The sequence below is a fragment of the Thermoplasma sp. genome, from assembly GCF_023256435.1.
In the GTDB taxonomy this organism is placed as follows: domain Archaea; phylum Thermoplasmatota; class Thermoplasmata; order Thermoplasmatales; family Thermoplasmataceae; genus Thermoplasma.
This window is the reverse complement of sequence record NZ_JAGDXM010000048.1, coordinates 1-14,169: the sequence shown is the minus strand read 5'-3', so window position 1 is coordinate 14,169 and position 14,169 is coordinate 1. Positions and strand designations below refer to the sequence as shown.

At 44.1% G+C, this 14,169-nt stretch carries 14 protein-coding genes and 1 tRNA gene; 7 read left to right on the top strand and 8 right to left on the bottom strand.

Features of this window, described 5'->3' with window-relative positions:
• Window positions 1-107: 107 nt before the first annotated feature.
• On the bottom strand, window positions 108-275 hold the full coding sequence (locus Q0C15_RS06545; RefSeq protein WP_297217518.1) for a hypothetical protein: 168 nt from the start codon (window positions 273-275) through the stop codon (window positions 108-110).
• Window positions 276-505: 230 nt separating this feature from the next.
• Between Q0C15_RS06545 and Q0C15_RS06540 the strand changes: the two genes are divergently transcribed.
• Entirely contained in the window at window positions 506-1,783 is a 1,278-nt protein-coding gene (locus Q0C15_RS06540) for an MFS transporter (protein ID WP_297217516.1), read from the top strand.
• A gap of 5 nt (window positions 1,784-1,788) precedes the next feature.
• On the opposite strand, the gene sepF is transcribed toward Q0C15_RS06540, so the two are convergent.
• Window positions 1,789-2,151 carry a cell division protein SepF gene (sepF, locus tag Q0C15_RS06535; protein ID WP_297217514.1) on the bottom strand — a complete coding sequence of 121 codons (363 nt, stop codon included), beginning with the start codon at window positions 2,149-2,151 and terminating at the stop codon, window positions 1,789-1,791.
• Between the two features lie 174 nt (window positions 2,152-2,325).
• Here sepF and Q0C15_RS06530 point away from each other — a divergent pair, with 174 nt between their 5' ends.
• The gene (locus tag Q0C15_RS06530) at window positions 2,326-3,471 is read left to right on the top strand and encodes an MFS transporter (protein WP_297217511.1); all 1,146 of its coding nucleotides are present in this window, start codon (window positions 2,326-2,328) and stop codon (window positions 3,469-3,471) included.
• Here the strand turns inward: Q0C15_RS06530 and Q0C15_RS06525 are convergent, their stop codons facing one another.
• Window positions 3,472-4,149, bottom strand: coding sequence for a glycosyltransferase family 2 protein (locus tag Q0C15_RS06525; protein ID WP_297217509.1), 678 nt, complete (start codon window positions 4,147-4,149; stop codon window positions 3,472-3,474).
• Window positions 4,150-4,421: 272 nt separating this feature from the next.
• Here Q0C15_RS06525 and Q0C15_RS06520 point away from each other — a divergent pair, with 272 nt between their 5' ends.
• Window positions 4,422-4,946, top strand: coding sequence for a peroxiredoxin (locus Q0C15_RS06520; RefSeq protein WP_110640168.1), 525 nt, complete (start codon window positions 4,422-4,424; stop codon window positions 4,944-4,946).
• Between the two features lie 5 nt (window positions 4,947-4,951).
• On the opposite strand, the gene Q0C15_RS06515 is transcribed toward Q0C15_RS06520, so the two are convergent.
• On the bottom strand, window positions 4,952-5,743 hold the full coding sequence (locus Q0C15_RS06515; RefSeq protein ID WP_297217507.1) for a S24/S26 family peptidase: 792 nt from the start codon (window positions 5,741-5,743) through the stop codon (window positions 4,952-4,954).
• Window positions 5,744-5,911: 168 nt separating this feature from the next.
• Between Q0C15_RS06515 and Q0C15_RS06510 the strand changes: the two genes are divergently transcribed.
• From Q0C15_RS06510 to Q0C15_RS06495, 4 genes are all read left to right on the top strand, one after another.
• Window positions 5,912-6,481 carry a hypothetical protein gene (locus Q0C15_RS06510; protein WP_297217505.1) on the top strand — a complete coding sequence of 190 codons (570 nt, stop codon included), beginning with the start codon at window positions 5,912-5,914 and terminating at the stop codon, window positions 6,479-6,481.
• 81 nt (window positions 6,482-6,562) lie between these two features.
• Window positions 6,563-7,771, top strand: a complete 1,209-nt coding sequence (locus tag Q0C15_RS06505) for an MFS transporter (RefSeq protein WP_297217503.1) — start codon at window positions 6,563-6,565, stop codon at window positions 7,769-7,771.
• Between the two features lie 144 nt (window positions 7,772-7,915).
• Window positions 7,916-9,496: an APC family permease gene (locus Q0C15_RS06500; RefSeq protein WP_297217501.1), complete on the top strand. Its 1,581-nt coding sequence runs from the start codon at window positions 7,916-7,918 to the stop codon at window positions 9,494-9,496.
• Between the two features lie 25 nt (window positions 9,497-9,521).
• A tRNA-Glu gene (locus Q0C15_RS06495) sits at window positions 9,522-9,596 on the top strand.
• Between the two features lie 79 nt (window positions 9,597-9,675).
• Here the strand turns inward: Q0C15_RS06495 and Q0C15_RS06490 are convergent.
• From Q0C15_RS06490 to Q0C15_RS06475, 4 genes are all read right to left on the bottom strand, one after another.
• Window positions 9,676-11,040, bottom strand: coding sequence for an MFS transporter (locus Q0C15_RS06490; protein WP_297217499.1), 1,365 nt, complete (start codon window positions 11,038-11,040; stop codon window positions 9,676-9,678).
• A gap of 68 nt (window positions 11,041-11,108) precedes the next feature.
• Complete coding sequence (locus tag Q0C15_RS06485) at window positions 11,109-12,284, bottom strand: CaiB/BaiF CoA-transferase family protein (RefSeq protein ID WP_297217497.1); 1,176 nt, start codon at window positions 12,282-12,284, stop codon at window positions 11,109-11,111.
• A gap of 48 nt (window positions 12,285-12,332) precedes the next feature.
• Window positions 12,333-12,779 (bottom strand): cation transporting ATPase C-terminal domain-containing protein, encoded by a 447-nt coding sequence (locus tag Q0C15_RS06480; RefSeq protein ID WP_297217586.1) that lies wholly within the window; start codon window positions 12,777-12,779, stop codon window positions 12,333-12,335.
• An 8-nt stretch (window positions 12,780-12,787) separates the two neighbouring features.
• Window positions 12,788-14,169, bottom strand: a 1,382-nt coding sequence (locus Q0C15_RS06475; RefSeq protein WP_297217495.1) for an HAD-IC family P-type ATPase, incomplete at its 5' end; no start/stop codon positions are given.

Below are 14,169 nucleotides of genomic sequence, written 5' to 3'. Positions count from 1 at the left end.
ATATCATATACGGATTTAAAAAAGTTGGTAGCGATCCATGCTGCAGGGATTATCTATGGAACATGTTAGAATATTATGGTTCCTGTTAACGTTTTAAGCGCTCATCTTTAGAAGTTATAGCTCGCATGATGCTTAAACTCCCCAGTATAACACGATACCTTTCCCTTCGGCAAAAGATCAGGCAGCGCCACTTTTATCATGATGTGATACGCATTCAGATCGGCATGCATCAGCGTCCCTCTGCTGAAGAGTTTGCACCATGTACGTCTCACCACCGGGTATTTGGACCTCCACTGCTTCCTACAAAAACCTGAATTTTTTACATTCATGAAAACCGAAGTTCAGGATCTGGAAAATATATCCTCCATTCCCGTTATACAAGTGAAATCACCGATCGGTCTGATAGCAAATGTTTCCGTACATCAGCATATTCATAATTTTTCAATGCGTTCATAAGCAGGGAACGATTATATAGTGCTCAGATATTCCTCAAATTCGTGATGCATTGCCCGATAACAGGTGGTTCATTAGCTATCTGATGTCCAGCATGGCCTCTGGCATCACAAACCCAATGATACCGCTTTTTGTGGTCGTCTATCTTCATTCCAACGTCTTCTTCGTTGGCCTTGCATCGGCAGTTTCATCAGCCGCTTCGGTCCCTGCGCTTATATTCTGGGGTGATCTTTCTGATTCCGTATCGAAGAGAAAGATCTTTGTCCTGATTGGTTTCTTCGGTGCGTTCGTATCGTTCTTGCCAGTGGTGTTTGTCAGGGATATCTATCAGTACCTCGCCATACTCATAGCTTTTCAGGTGGTTGCGATGGCGAGCGTACCCGTTTCCACCATAATGCTCCTTGAGCAGAACGATCGATCAGTCTGGCCCCAAATCATATCAAAATTCAGCATGACCTCTGGAATCGGTTCCGTTCTGGGGTTAGGATTAGGAACGGCACTGATAACATTCTATTACAGGCCTTCGGCGCTTCCGTATGTGTACATAGTTTCATCGATGATTTATCTAATAGCAGGCATCATGGCGCTTAAGTTCATACATGAACCATCCAGAAACCTTAACAGAAATGCCATACCGGCAAATACCTTCCGTGTTATAGAGAGGACGCGGTATTTTCCTACAGCGGTCATACATTTCATGCGATTGAACGGAAAGAATAATGGGCACAGGCTAGACAGAAACCTTGTCATGTTCATAGCTATGACCGCCTTCCTGATGTTCGGTTTCCAGCTCTTCTTTGTTCCATACCCGGTAATGGTCATAAATTTCGGCGCAAACAATACCCTGATATTCTTAATGTACATGTTCAACTCAGCTTTTTCTACCGTTTCGTTTATCTTTTCCGGGCGCATAGTGGAAAGGATAGGCGGCAAAACCGCACTCTTCCTTGCGGTCACAGCAAGGATAATAATATTCGGCCTTTCCGCCCTCATACCAGGTTTAACGTCAAAAGATATTGCAATAATCTCAGCCGTTGGGATCTATTCATTCCTGGGAGGTATATGGAGCATAATAAGTGTGAGCCAGACGAATTATGTATCAAGGAATGCCACGCAGCAAACGAGAGGTAAAGCTATAGGGCTGTACAACTCACTCCTTGGCGTTGGTCAGATATTTGGAGGCCTTGTATCGGGCGAGGTTACGACTCTCTTTGGATATTCTGCCGATTATCTGATGGCCTCCACGGTCATCACCATAGGTATGATCATAATACTGAAGATATACCGCGGTGAGAAGCTTTTCACTGCTAGATCAAGGCTATCGGTCTGAAATCCCTAAACTAGGCTCATGCTTCCTCTGTATTTTTCCCTATCTATCTTTATTCCGTTGGGTGTGATCATTATCATGTTCTTTGATACTTTCGCCACATCTCCATTGATCTCCTTGCCTATGCTTGCGCACTTTTCCATTATTCTCCTTGAGGAAACGTCGTCTGTTACACCAGATATGTCAACCATCAGAATATTTCCGTTGTAAACGAAACGGCTGGCTTCAAGCAGATCCTCATAGGTGTATATCTCAGCAACCTTGACCATCTTCTGATCCTCCGGAGAGTTCTCTGGAGAGTATCTGGCAAGGTCTATGTATCTGACCCGTCCGTCATTCTTCTTCTGGTCAGACTTCTTCCTGAAGAGCATAGAGAAAGATCTGTAGGGTGTATTTAAATTTAGCATCTCCGTCTATGTTTCGCTCATCATGTAAAGATAATCGTACGCTCCTAAGCATATTTATATATAAGCGATCTATGCGCATCATTTAGACGGCAATTGAATCTGAACAATGAAAATTCCAAAATCAGACAGGGGAGATCGATGGCCAGATCCGATCTGGCCAGATACTATGCCTCGTACAATCTTTTCGCCTTTGCCAACGGTATGTTCGGGATCTTCGTCAACATACTCTTCTTCACGAAATTCAGCATACTCAGCGTCATGGAGTATCAGGCAGCCATCCAGTCAACGCAGACTATGATGTTTGTGGCCTCTGGATATCTCCTCAGAGCAACAAATGCCAAGACGCTGTTTTCCATAGGTACAATCGCTAGATCCTTCATAATTTTCGGCATGGTATTTGTGAAAGGGCCATTCTATGTTCCATTCGCCTTCGGACTCCTGTACGGTATTCCATCTGGTGTGTTCTGGGCAGGTAACAACACGCTGAGCCAGGCCATAACGAGAAAGATGAACAGGTTCAACTTCCTCTCCACAAACTCCGCAATATCAAGCTTAGCTGGGCTTGTTGCGCCTCTATTTGCTGGGTTCATAGTATCGGAAGCCCATGGCACAGGTATAGCGAGATACAGGATAGACTTCATCATATCTGCTGCGCTCCTCATCGTCGCGGGCATAATTGCCATGACCATAAGGGAGAACGGTGAGAAGAGGACGAGCTTTGGTTTAAGAGACACGATGATAGGAAACCCAGATTACTTGCGTTTCAAGATATTCTTCCTGCTGTCGAATATGCTGACCATAGTGATCTCAACATTTGTACCCATATACATATTCTACCTGACGCACGACTATCTGCTAGTTGGGTTCTTCGGTACGTATGCGGCTCTTGTCGTCATAGCCTCAAACATATCCTCGATATACATGCAGAAGTGGATTGGATCGTCCTACAAGATTCTCATAGCCTCTGTGATTGCTTCATCGTTTCTTTATCTTATAAATGGATCATATGCGGTGGTAGCGGTGTTCGTGGCTTCTGGTATCATAACATTTCTTATGACGCCGCTGGGTAATGCCGCAATGTCAAGCTTCATGAATTTCCTGGATGGAATAGAATACTCCTCCGGTTACTGGATAAATAGGGAATACTACCTTGTTTCTGGAAGGTTGATATCATTCCTGATACTGTCCGCGATGTCGATAACCGGTGCATCTCTCTATGATTATGCACTGGCCATACCGGCAATATCGCTGACCGTTATGGGTTATCTGAAGGCATTGAAGTGATCATTCCGACACACGCTTCACAAACAGAGCGAAGAGATTGTGGAAACCATCATGCCATGTCTTGAGTTTTGGCTTGGTTATCCTGACGCCATATCTTATGGGTATTTCTATGAAAACACCATGTCTAACGGCCTCTATCTTTATATTCTGCGAGAACGACATGCCATTGCCCAGATTCTTCATTTTCCTATAGAGATCCGATCGGAATATCCACATCCCGCTCTGAGAATCAACCATCCTCACCTTGAAGAGTATGCGTATTGTGATGTTCAGAACCATGTTTCCCACATAATGGAGCGTAGTATAGTTTGTACTTGTCCTGAAGGTTATCCTGTCGCATGAGATGAAATCAACCCTATCAAGTATGAGAATTTCGATCAGCGGTTTTACGATGTCCGTTGGATAGGTTCCATCACCATCCATGCAGACTATGATTTCTCCAGATGCGGCTGGAATACCGGTTTGATAGGCTCTCCCATAGCCGCGTCTCGGTTCTTCTATAACCCTTGCGCCCTTTGATCTCGCTATCTCCCTTGTCCTGTCTGTGGAATTGGTATCGACCACTATTATCTCGGAGTTCCTGAAATCCGATCTTATCCCATCTATCACTGATCCTATCGTACCTTCTTCGTTGATGGTGGGAATGACGAAACTGATCTTGCTGTCGTCGATAATCATCTTTACACGCTCTCGTCCTCATAGGTAGTCAGAGGTATATATTAGTATCTCTCGTACTGGTGTCATTCATTGAGTGAAGAGGCATTCGCAGATGATTAGCATTTGCTCACCTCTGCATCCGTATAACATTGGATTGCGTTGAGTATATAATCGCTTATCGCATTAGGGCGAATAATTTTTATCTATAACTATATTATCAGCTTAATTAATAAATATTATTTTTAAAAACAATCAGATGATAATTATTATAAACAACCTCGTGATATACCATTATGTCTCTTGTAAATAAAGCGGCACCTGATTTCGAGGCTAATGCCTTTGTAAATGGGGAAGTAAAAAAAGTTAGACTCAGCAGCTACAGAGGAAAATGGGTAGTACTGTTCTTCTATCCTGCAGATTTCACATTCGTCTGCCCAACAGAAGTCGAGGGTTTCGCAGAGGACTATGAGAAGTTCAAGAAGAAGAACACCGAGGTAATGTCAGTAAGTGAGGATACCGTCTACGTTCACAAGGCTTGGGTAGAGCACGATGAGAGAGTTGCGAAGGCAAAGTTTCCCATGATCGAGGACAGGAAGGGCATAATAGCCAGAGCTTACGATGTATACAATGAGGAGACTGGAAACGCCCAGAGAGGTCTGTTCATTATCAACCCGGACGGCATCGTGAAGTATGTCGTTATAACGGATGATAACGTAGGCAGGAGCACTGAGGAAACTCTCAGAGTACTCGAGGCACTACAGTCTGGTGGGCTGTGCCCGGTTAACTGGCATGAGGGTCAGCCGACGATAAAAGTCTGAACACCTCATTTTTTCAATTTTTTATAAGCATAATATGAGATATAAGGCAGTACAAATATTACGAACAGCGTGATAAATAAATAATCATAGGCATACTCTGGTACCTCGCTGTAGTATGGCCATTCTCCGTACAGGCGCATTATATTTAGCTTTATGAGTCCGAGCCATGGTATCTGTCCATATGCGACTGCAACCACATTCTGCGGTTTCACTGGAGGATAGCCGAATATATTCTGATCTGCAGCGATGTATGCATCGTACTTTGCCACAAATAATGTGGATGTGGCAAGGTTATGATCGCCGACGGTTATGAACCCGTCTTCTCCCTGCAGCCCCTTAAGATTCACGTACAGGTTTCTTCCGTTGTAACTGCAGTCATAGATTATCACGTAACTCTTGGTAACCTTGATCCAGCTCTGATTATGGTATCCGTAGACCACCGGAGTGCCGTTGTCCCATGACAGATAGAACATGGCTCTGTGTATTATAACCTCGCCATTGGGCGCGGTATAGAGTATGACGTCTCCGTACTCTCCATAGGTCTTATACCCTATATCTCTTCCAACAACGTATGTTATAACGTTCTTCACCGGGTCAGGAACCTTCTTCAACAGCACTATATCTCCAGTATTTATCACTCCAAATTCCCATCTATTCGAATGCTGCATGCTCTCGGATTCAACAACAGATGCCGGAGGCCATATACCGCCATAGGCTGTCAATGAGGCTATGATTGCAACGATTGCTATGACAAGTATCAGCGTACTGTATCTAGAGATCCTGTACTTCGACGACAACGATTCCGGTATGGAAATATTCTATTTTATACCTTTTTTCGTATTCATTCGATACCTATAGATATACGGCAATAATAATATAATAATAAAATATAAATATTTGAATATCTTTGCATCCGATATCCATATGTTCGCTAATATCTTTATAATAAGTTCAACTATACAACTATGTTTTTTGTGGCAACCATCGGTAAAGCCCATGAAAAAATAGAGGGCTACAGCTATAACGCTATGTTGCGGTACATACTCTCAATGAACCCAAGCAGGATATACGTGACCTATCTTACCCATTACGATTACGACCATGGCCTTTACGGAGAAGAAATAAAGAAACTCATGAGCGAGGAACTGCTTGCAGACAAGGTTTCATTCAGAGGGGTAGATGAGAAAAAATACAGAGACCTTTACCAGAAGTATGTGGAGGAAAACAGATCTTCGCCAGAGTTCGTTATAAAATTTAATGTGCTGGATATAATGAACACTACTCTGAATTCATATCTCGAGGGTTACTGGAAAGATCCAGGCACAGTGAACTCGGAGGTTACTGATTCGCTGTTCAGAGCCAAACACAAGCTTACATACGCGATGTTTCCGGATCTTGAGGTTCTCACCTGGGAGAACAAGCACAGGGAGATAATGGAAAATATAGAGATGACTGGTGTCACGCCAAACACCATGATACTGTGCCCCGCCGAAAGCAGATACTGGTTCATCGATCATTTCAGCACGCACAAATGAACCCATGAAATTCTGAAATAGCTGAACGCATCGTGCGCAACGATTATACCATCTCTGGCAATTACGGCGGAAGGTATACTTTTGCCAGAGACATCATTTACGTACAGATCTATCCTTATCAGAAAGCAGATGCAGGCAGTGTCAGGAGCCCAGTTTATAAGGGTCCTTGCAAGATCTCAGATCTGGATATTCATTCCGGTGTACCTCACGGAGCTTAGAGGTCTTCCAGTATACGTTAGCGGAGTACTCTTCCTTCTTACAGCGATCATAGCACTTCCGTTTTCAGTTTACGGTGGTAACCTTGTAGATACTCTCGGCCGGAGAAAAATATCGCTGGCTATACCCATCTTCCTCTTTGCACTAATGATGATAACCGCGTTCTCTATCCTGTACCGCGCAAATGTCGTAGTGATCATGGCGGAGTTCCTGGCTATAGAACCCATATCGGTCATACAGTGGATAGCGGACAATGCAATAGTCTCAGATGTAACGAGTATAGGGGAGAGAACCGGTTCATTTGGCATCCTGCGCATAGCCGGCAATCTGGGCTTCAGTGCCGGCCCAGCCATTGGTGGATTTCTCGCCGATTATTCGTATTTTTACATTTTCATATTCGGCGCTGGTGGGGCCATAGTTGAATTTCTTCTCTACTACTTCCTTGTGAATGAAACAGGTAAGCTCAGAACAAGTACGGGTCGTTTCAATGTGCCTTTTTCTGATAGATATTTTATCATAGTTGCTGCGCTGATCGGCGTTACATACTTCGTATCTGGGCAGTGGGGCACAACGCTCACGCTCTTTCTCTCCGTCATATACATGGTTCCGAACAGCATGATAGGTATACTTTACTCCATAAACGGGATAACCGTAATAGCTTTGCAGATGCCCATAATACGCGCCATAGAGAGATTCAACGGTTTCAATCAGCTGGCTCTTGGAACCATAGTGTACGGAATTGGCTTCTTCATCCTCGCGTTTATACATAACATAATCCTCCTTGGGCTTGATATAGTCCTTATAACCATAGGCGAAAACATACTTGCTCCGGTTACGAATTCCATAATTTCAAAGATTGCACCAGAGGACAGGCGTGGCGAATACTTCGGATCTGCACAGTTGATAAGCGGTTTCATTTCGCCACTTGCACCGGTGATGGGTACGCTTCTGATATACAGAAATCCGCATGATCCGGTTATGATATGGTCACCTGTGCTTACAATAGCCATATTTGCTTCTATCAGCATTGTAATAATAGGAAACAGGCTGATGAGATCAGTGGCGAAGCGATGATGCTTATTCAATATCGACAATCCATGCACGGTCAGACATTATGCTCTGCTGAATTGACGTTATATTTTATGAACTACAGTAATACAATAGATGCATTTGCATACATCATAAGAATTTTATATGAAAATTTCATCGACAGTAGAAATGGACGGAACGAATCCAGGCAACTACGGTGATAAATATATCAACGAGAGAAGATTCGTCGCAGAGGATCGAAAGCTGAGGAAAGAGCTCGGGATACTTGACCTATTCATGATAGGCATAACCGGGGTGATCGGGTCAGGATGGCTGTTTGCCCCCCTTTATGCTGCCAGAGTTGCCGGCCCAGCGTCTATCATATCGTGGATCATCGGTGGCATACTGGTATTGTTAGTCGGTTTGACATTTTCCCATCTTATGAGTTTTAGATCAGAAGCTGGCGGCATGGTTCGATATCCACTGTACACCCATGGAAAGATCGCAGGGTCTATCACAGGCTGGGCTCTTTGGCTTGCATATACTATGAATCCACCCAGCGAGGCCAGCGCGCTTGTTGAGTACATGTCCTCATACGTCAATGGCATCTTCATCGATGGTTCACTGACGTCAGAGGGGCTTGCAATAGCCCTTGGATTCATGTTTCTGTTCGTGCTTGTAAATTATTACGGAGTCAGGACTTTTGCCCGTATAATCAATGGATTAACCGCTTTGAAGATAGTCGTCCCGACGATAACCATGCTGACGCTCATCTTACTGACCTTCAAATTTCATAACTTCACCGCCTATGGTTTCGTTCCCTACGGGCCCTCATCCGTACTTGCAGCCATAGTCTCAGCCGGCATAATTTATTCATATCTGGGCTTCCAGGCCGTGATAAATCTTGCCGGAGAAGCCAAAAGACCAACTAGAGATGGCCCCATCGCGCTGATACTGGTCATAGTGTTTTCACTTATATTTTACATAATGCTAGAGATATCTTTCATCGGTTCCATTCCTTCCGGATTGCTGGCTCATGGTTGGGCGGGTCTGTTCCTTCCATCACCGTTTGCGGATATCGCGATGTATTTCAACATGATGTGGCTCTATTCACTTATAATCGCTGATTCCATCTATTCTCCAAGCGGATCCTCTATGGCTGCAATAGCCTCCAATTCTAGAGCAACCTATGCGCTCGCGAAGGACGGATTCATGCCATCATTTTTCGTCAATGTTGATAGCAAAAGTGGTATCCCAAGAATCGCACTGCTTTTTAATTTTGCAATATCTGCAGTGGTACTGCTTACACTCAAAAACTGGCATTCAATAATAGAAGCCCTTGGCGTCCTCCTTCTGATCTCTTTTATAGGCCCGGCTGCATCCTCAGGCGTTCTTCGTAAAGTTCCGGGTAGAGATAGCACGCTTAAGGGTTTATATGGAACAGTACAGCCTGTGGTGTTTGTGCTGGCTGGTTTGATAGCCTTCATAACTCCATTCACCAAGATAGCGATTATAATAGCGTTGTTTCTCATTCCGATATTGCTGATTTTGTTTAAGGAGAAGGGGCTAGGAAAGATCGATATGAGATACGGAATGTGGCTACCCATGTATCTAATACTCATACTTGCAGGTTCATTTGTTTATTCTGAAGAATTTCAGAATATGAAGATATTCACGATGGCGGCATTTGTGTTTCTATCTGCATTATTATATATTTATGCTTTGAAAAGCGGTGCATCATTCATGCGGATTGCCAATCAAAAAGAATAAATGTCTAAATGAAATTTCCCTCAAAGCTCCGGTGGTGTAGTCCGGCCAAGCATTAGGGACTCTCAATCCCCCGACTCGGGTCCAAATCCCGACCGGAGCATAGTTGATTTCTTTTTGAAGAAAATGTAGAAGCGTTAAAATAGCAATTCATTAAAAATACAGGTTTTTTGAAAAATAAATTAATCGGCCGATCTCAGCCTTGTGCCGAGTGTTTCTGGGCCTATCCACTGTCCCAAAAATATAATAACCGCGCCTATCATCAACAGCACTGCCGTGGAAAACCATATATTTGTTGGTGTATCTATTGACTTGAAAAGATAATTGTGCATCAAAGGCACATATATGCTGAACCATCCACCTATGAAGATCCCTGATGAATAGCCGAAACCTACACCGGAAGATCTAACAGCTGTTTTAAATCTTTCAGAGAGATAGACAGGGACTATTCCCCAAGGACCCTGTGTTATGGCTCCAATGAGTATTGACATCAGGACCGCTACAGGAACATTTCCGAGCTCCGCAGATCTCATCAGTGCATAGTAAATTGGAATAGAGACGATGAAGGTCATAACTGCCCAGTAGAGTGTCAGCCTCCTACGGCCGATCTTCTGACTCGCTATGCCAAAACCAAATGCACCGAAAAATGCACCAGCCGTACCTATCGTATATATGGTGGTTGCCAATCCTAAATTGGAAGACCAGACTGATGGTGCGTGTTCAAGAATAGTCGGGACAAAGGCAAAGAGTGCGTAGGCAAAGAAAAACATTCCGGTCATCCATAGCATCACCTGTAGAAAATCTCTTCTTATGGGTTTTCTAAATAGATCGGTAAACGGTGTTCTCCTTATTTTATTATTATTTTTTAATTCTGTAAATATAGGTGTATCTTTCATCGAAAGTCTGATCGCAAGCGCTATAGCCGCAGGTATAAGCGTCGTTAAAAACAAATATCTCCATGCGAAATGTATCAATCCTGCTTCCCCGTAATAGTGAGTGAAGACAGCAACCGTGGCAGCGGCTGCTAGCGCACCGAAGGAAAATCCTCCCTGAACCAGCCCACTTATCAGGCCACGCCATTTATATGGTGTCCATTCCATGACGAACGGATGCCCTGCTGAATATTCTCCTCCGGCAAATATACCCACGCCGATCCTTATTAGTATAAATAGAACAAAGGATATTATACCCACGCTAGCATATGTTGGAAGAGCTGACGTTAATGAGCTTATTATTCCAAGACCAAGGACGGTCATTATAAGGTCTGTCCTCCTGCCTAGTCTATCACCTAGATGACCAAATATGGCAGACCCAACAGGTCTGAATATTATAGTGAGTGAATATGCTAATATGACAGAAAAGACAGAGATTAGCGGTGAAGCGGGTGGAAGAAGCACTGCCGCAACAACTGGAGCAACTGAAAGTATCATAGTCAAATCAAAGGAGTCAAGCAAAAATCCAAGAAATTGTGATCCTGTGGCTTTGGCAGAATTTCTTCCGAATCGCTCTAATTCCTTGAACCCTTCTATATTGGCGGATTCCCCCATAGAAATGATAAATCATGTCATTATTTAAATTTTGCCTGATTTATTACAATTCGCTTAATATATCAACATTATATGGATGACATTATTATTTTTTTATCCAATAGCTCCTTTATCTTATTTCCGCTGTAGCCTAATTCTCTGATTATTTCCATTGTATCCTCTCCGAGTGCGGGAGGAGCTCTGTAAATCCTGCCGGGTGATTTGTCCATCTTCAAGGGGGTACCTAGAGTCTTTATTGTTCCGTATAATCTGCTTGTTAATTCTACTACCATGTTTCTTGAGGAAACTTCTTCGCTCTCTAGAGCTTGGCCTATGCTGTTAACGGGGGAGCATGGCACACCGAACTCTGTTAAGATCTTGTACAGATCATCTGTATTCCTTTTCGTAAAGTATCCTTCAAGCAAAGATTCAAGTTCATTTCTATTCTTTACCCTGGCTTCGTTTGTTCTGAATCTTTCGTCTGCGATTAGATCCTGCATTCCTATGGCTTTGCACAAATTCTCCCATATTTTCTGGGTTCCTGCTGTCACAACTATGTATCCATCTCTTGTACGGAATGCCTGATAAGGCGCTATACTGGCATGAGCTGATCCCGTCCTCTCCGGATTACGGCCGGTGGCAAAGTAATAGGTAGCCTGATGGGTTAATATCTGCACAGCCGAATCTATCATGGCGGTGTCTATGAACTGACCTTTTCCAGTTATATCCCTGTATCTTAACGCAGCTAATATCGATATCGCTGCGAACATACCTGTGACTATATCGACTATCGGAACCCCAAACTTCACTGGTCGGCCTCCAGGCTCACCTGTTATGCTCATCAATCCGCTGAACGCCATCACGCTCAGATCGAAACCAGATCGATCTCTGAACGAACCATTATAACCAAATCCAGATATGCTTGAATAGATTATATCAGGTCTAATCCTTCTAGCATCATCATATGATATGCCTAACTTTTCCGGAACCCCTGGCCTGAAATTTTCCACTATGATGTCTGAGCGTTCAATCAGCTTATTGATGATCTCTCTACCCTCTTCGCTTTTAAGATTTATGACTATGCTCTTTTTGTTTCTATTTATGCTTAAAAAATACGCACTTTCGCCGTTCATTGTGGGAGGCCCCTCGATGAACCCCACTGTTTCTCTGGCCGGGTTATCAACAAGTGAACGGGCCCTCTTCCATTTCTCCCACTGGGAGTGCTGCATATTTTCAAAATCCTTTAGCAAATCTGGTGATTCCAATTTCAGCTTTTATTACCTCACACACCTTGGTTTAAAAATATTTGCAGGTCACTTGCTGGTGAGCCTTTTAAGAGTTATCACTTTTATGAAGTCGTTTACGATTAGCGAGAATATCACTGAAAATCCTATGACTGACAGCACGTCAATTGCGGGAATTGGCGCCAGCCCCGGAATCCCTGTTATTGATATTGTGCTGCTTAAAATTATGTCTGCAATTATCGCAACCAGCAGCACGTTACTTGGCCTGGACTTCCAGAAATGCCCTCTCTCCCTGACGACAAATATGGTGAACATGCCGGAAAGCAGCAGTATGTCGAACCCAAATGTGTGCAGTTTGCTTAAATTACCCAGCAGGCCGAAATAATTTACCCCGAAGTATGCTATCACCAGCGATTCAAGCACTACAGCTATGCCCAGAACCATTGAAACCTTGACCAGCCAGTTCACATCCCACCTGTCTGGGTTCTTTGACCACCTGACATGGTCGGTTGAAATTGATAAAGTTACAGCAGGAGCAGCACGTCAAAGGTTCCAACTATAAATTTGCCCCAGATGAAAAATGCCAGAACTACAAATACAACTATCTGGAACACCTTGACTACCTTGTTGAATATCCATGTCACTATTCTCTGGAATATCATCCTGCCGATCTTTACCAGGTCAACTATGTTGATCAGACCTTCCTGTGTAAGAACCACGCTAGCGGCTCCCTTGGCAACGTCTGTGGCGTTGCTTACTGCGATACCAACCTCAGCCTGCCTCAATGCCGGAGCATCATTTACGCCGTCCCCCGTCATGCCGGTTATGTGCTTTTTTACCTGCAACGATTTGACTATCTTGTACTTGTCTTCGGGGTATATTTCTGCAAACCCATCGCTTTTTTCTATTATTTCTGCCACTTTTGCCTCATCTGTTATCTTTCTAAATTCTGGCGCTTCAGTTACACTATCTCCCAGCCCCACGAGGCTGGCCATCCTCCTAGCAATTGGCGCTGCATCTCCTGTGAGCATCTTTACCGCTATTCCAAGGCCCCTTAACTCTGTAATTAGCTTAGAAGAATCTGGCCGCGGCTTGTCATAGAGCCCCACAACGCCCACTAACTCCGTTCTATTTTCGTCAGCCAAAGCTACCCCGAGACTCCTGTATCCGCTATCGGCCATCTTCTCAACTGCACCTTTAACCTGCTCCTGCGTCTTTTTGTCCATCCGGCACAGCTGGGTTATGATGTTCACTGCCCCCTTTAAAATTTTGATTTCATGGCCTTCGAAATTTACTATGGCTTCAGTTCTTTTTGTGGCGGGGTCAAACGGAATAAACTGCTTGACAGTGTATTTGGAAATGTCGACTTTCCTGTTTTTTGCATCGTTGATAAATGCAAGGTCTATTGGGTCCTGATTGGCTTCCTGAGAGGCAAGCGCGCCGTATGCAATGACGTCGTCCTGCGTGTGTCCGTTCAGGGGGACGACGTCAACCACCGAAAGTGTATTGGAGGTTATGGTTCCGGTCTTGTCAACACACAGAGTATCCATGCTTGCTGCGTCTTCTGATGCACTTAACCTGGTCACCAGAACGCCCTTTTTGGAAAGTTCCATTGAGCCCAGGGCCATTGTTATTGTGAACATGGCCGGCAGCGCAACAGGTATTGCCGATACAAGAAGAACAAGTGCCAGGGGCAAAAGGTCAAACAGGTTCTGCCCCTCTATTGCGGAAAACGCTAGAGCAGCTCCAAGCAAAACGACAACTATTACGAGCAGCCATTTTACTACTTGCGAAATAACCTCTTCCATGTGAAGCTTTGGCTTGGCTATCTTAACCAGTTCCGTAGTTTTTCCAAAAAACGTGCGCGCCCCGGTGCCCACCACCACCCCCGTTATTTCTCCTCTCC

Coding starts and splice junctions, on each gene's coding strand:
- sepF (WP_297217514.1), bottom strand. CDS start 2,151: ATGCTCTTCAGGAAGAAGTCTGACCAGAAGAAGAATGACGGACGGGTC.
- Q0C15_RS06530 (WP_297217511.1), top strand. CDS start 2,326: ATGGCCAGATCCGATCTGGCCAGATACTATGCCTCGTACAATCTTTTC.
- Q0C15_RS06525 (WP_297217509.1), bottom strand. CDS start 4,149: ATGATTATCGACGACAGCAAGATCAGTTTCGTCATTCCCACCATCAAC.
- Q0C15_RS06520 (WP_110640168.1), top strand. CDS start 4,422: ATGTCTCTTGTAAATAAAGCGGCACCTGATTTCGAGGCTAATGCCTTT.
- Q0C15_RS06510 (WP_297217505.1), top strand. CDS start 5,912: ATGTTTTTTGTGGCAACCATCGGTAAAGCCCATGAAAAAATAGAGGGC.
- Q0C15_RS06500 (WP_297217501.1), top strand. CDS start 7,916: ATGGACGGAACGAATCCAGGCAACTACGGTGATAAATATATCAACGAG.
- Q0C15_RS06490 (WP_297217499.1), bottom strand. CDS start 11,040: ATGGGGGAATCCGCCAATATAGAAGGGTTCAAGGAATTAGAGCGATTC.